2 protein-coding genes and 1 CRISPR repeat array are annotated in these 3,051 nt (G+C 38.5%); of the genes, one reads left to right on the forward strand and one right to left on the reverse strand.

Features of this window, described 5'->3' with window-relative positions:
• The first annotated feature begins 227 nt into the window (after window positions 1–227).
• A complete protein-coding gene (locus CDG79_RS39875; RefSeq protein WP_094346962.1) occupies window positions 228–908 on the forward strand; it encodes a hypothetical protein in 681 nt (226 codons plus the stop codon).
• A gap of 137 nt (window positions 909–1,045) precedes the next feature.
• A CRISPR array of direct repeats spans window positions 1,046–1,443; the repeat unit is 37 nt; unit sequence GTTTCAATCCCTAATAGGGATTTTAGTTAATTGCAAT.
• 314 nt (window positions 1,444–1,757) lie between these two features.
• On the opposite strand, the gene CDG79_RS39880 is transcribed toward CDG79_RS39875, so the two are convergent.
• Window positions 1,758–2,366: a hypothetical protein gene (locus CDG79_RS39880; RefSeq protein ID WP_094346963.1), complete on the reverse strand. Its 609-nt coding sequence runs from the start codon at window positions 2,364–2,366 to the stop codon at window positions 1,758–1,760.
• Window positions 2,367–3,051: the final 685 nt, after the last annotated feature.

Here is a 3,051-nt window from a genome sequence, read left to right on the forward strand (position 1 = left end):
ATTACTTTGAGCTTGCAACTAAATGGATTAAATATTACCCTAGCTCGGATAGTGCCACTTTGTTTCCAACTTGATTGCTGATCGGGCAAGTTCGCTTGTCAATAGGGTTTGAGACGCGCTAACCCTGGTCTAAATCCCCGTTACAAAACTTACTTGCGACAGCGAAAGAGTCACTTGCGACTTGAGTTTAATCAGTGCTTTTCAGAATTTATTCGGGAGAGAAAAACGTGTCTAACTCTGTTGAAAATTATTTAACTGTTGAGGGAAGTAATCAATCTGTGAAGGCGTTTTTTGAGCAAGCAAATACTAATCAAAGCTTATTTGATTTCCATGCTTTTGTACCAATGCCGCCAGATGTTTTTCAGGGTGATTTAGGAACGGAAGAACAACAGATGTATCCAGGTGAACAAAATTGGTATGAATGGTCAATCTCAAACTGGGGTACAATCACGAATGGATATACAGTAGTACATCAACCTCCTTTTGTGCAGTTTAGAACCGTATGGAGTGTTCCTTTACCTGTTCTCTTGGCTGCCTCTGAACAATTTCCCGATTTAAAATTTACAAATGAATGGATTGAAGAAACATTAGAAGCGGCGGGAAGGTTCATTTTACAGAATGGTCAGATTTGGCTAGATGAATCAGAAATTTATGAGATGTGGTCAAATAAACAATCAAAATATATTCACCCCTTGAATTTAAAGTATTGCTTTTCAAAGTACATAACATATTTGAAAGAGTTTGCTCAAGAAGAAGGAGATGATTCTCCTTATGTATTTTATTTAAATGCTAGTGATGGCATAGGTACATTTTTTGGACTGGCTCATATAAGTAAGTTCTTATTAAAGAGCATTTCTAAGCGCACAACCAACCTGAAACCAATGGTTTTTGAAGATACTGAGTCCTAATGAACGAGGGGGTTTTGGAGTGTATGCCGGGCGATGATCCTGTCTTTTTATGAGTGGCTTAGTGACGGCATAGCTCCAAAACCCGCAATGTATTTATTGATTGATAAAAAGTAGTTTTGGGTGTGGTGGTATGCAGTGTTTCAATCCCTAATAGGGATTTTAGTTAATTGCAATATTACAAGCCATTCAAGAATGTAATCAAGATCATTGTTTCAATCCCTAATAGGGATTTTAGTTAATTGCAATGGACTAGCTTCTAGGTCTGTAGCTTCTAATCCTGTTTCAATCCCTAATAGGGATTTTAGTTAATTGCAATTCCGCGCTATCTAGGTTTGAAGCTAATTTTCTTTCACGTTTCAATCCCTAATAGGGATTTTAGTTAATTGCAATATACGTCTGGGTTAGTAGCCGTTTTTATGCTTTTGTTTCAATCCCTAATAGGGATTTTAGTTAATTGCAATGTGATTGCATTGTTTACAGAGGTTTCGTAACACAGGAGTTTCAATCCCTAATAGGGATTTTAGTTAATTGCAATGGCTTAGGTCTGGAAGCTTTGTATTATTTGGTTTTCAAGGTTCGGTTGCGCGAATGCAAAAATCATAACACGATGGTTTGTAGATTGGCTAGGTGTAGATTGCTGGAAGGCAGTCTAGATAAGGTGCGCGGATGCTTGAGTCATGGACTCGCTTTCAAATGCTTACATATAGGGCAATACAGCCATTTTTGTACCCCCCCTCTCGCCAACACCTACCCATTCGCGCTTTGAAGCAAAAAACTAGTCTGATTGCAAAACCTGCTGTAGTCGCATGATAGCAGGGTTTTTACTTCAAAGCCGAAATAACCTCGTATTTATACCTTATTATTTAGCTGCTTTTGCTCATTCTCCAACACCGGGAAGTACCGCCGAGCCTGAAGGGGTTTCTTCCACCCAGTCAATTCAAATAGGTACTCATCAGGGTCAAGGTTAAGCATCGTTGCCCATTGATTGATTTGACTGCCGTTGATATTTATCCGCTCACACAGGTCAGTCTTGGTTAGCCCCTGTTTAGCATCATGATCAGAATATGAGAATTTGATTTTGCCTCTGGGGATGTCCTCTACCCTCTCTCTGAGAGATGATAATCCAGCGTTTATTAACGCTTGCCGTAGTCCGTCGATTTCCGTTCTGAGGGAGTTAATTTCATCATTGAACTCCCTTTGTTGCTCGGCTACAGTTGCCTCTAGACCATCGATTTCGGTGGCTTTCACCTTAAGCTGCTTTACCTCTTGTTCGAGGTTCTCTGGCATCACTTCAATCGGAATATTGCCCTCTAAATAATGCTCAAGTATAATTGTGAGAGCTTGAGACGCTTTCTTGATTTTGTGTGTTTTCATCCACTTCTCTAAACTAGCGTAGAGTCCAAAGTCAAGGTATGCTGTCACTTTAGCGTGATTGTCTAACCAGTCTTTAGTAGCCATATACTGCTTGTGATATATTGGTAATTTAAAGTCAGTTACCTTAAATTTAAAATAAATTAATGTAAGATACTGTTAAATTAATAGTAATTTACTAATACACGTTGGCAGCTTACTGCATTAAGTTAAGAAAACTAAAGTAAATTACTAAATTTCAAAAGTGTCTGACTATAAACGTCTAAACCATAATTGGTGTCTGACCTAGATGGAATAAGGCAAGCACTGTGGAGCTATTATAAATTAAGTAATTTACAGCAGTAGATAAATTAAGGTACAGTCAGATAATTATTTAAATAAGTTGATTGCTTTAATATACTTGTAGATTATTAGTAAACTAAAGCAACTTACCCAAGTAAGTTACTCTCGCCTAAACCCAGATATAGAGCGGGTGTTATCTCAATCGTAGTTGGTAGTAGCAATTGCTGGCGCATCGAGGGAGAGCTTATTTAGGCTGCTATTTTGAGTCAAAGCTTTTTGAGCAAGCCGCACCTCCACCATATTGAATGCAATCTCCAAAATCTACAAGTTTAGATGTGTTATTAAAGCACCAAATTACTACTAGGGGTAAATATAGCGAAGCTGTCACCAGGGGCAAGATAGCCTGAAAGTATTGTGGAGTATGGGTTTGAGAAAAAAGAGTAGCTCACTGGATTTTAGCGTTTTTGACGGGCGTTTTATAAGCACAGCC

This window comes from Nostoc sp. 'Peltigera membranacea cyanobiont' 232, from assembly GCF_002245985.1.
Lineage (GTDB): Bacteria > Cyanobacteriota > Cyanobacteriia > Cyanobacteriales > Nostocaceae > Nostoc.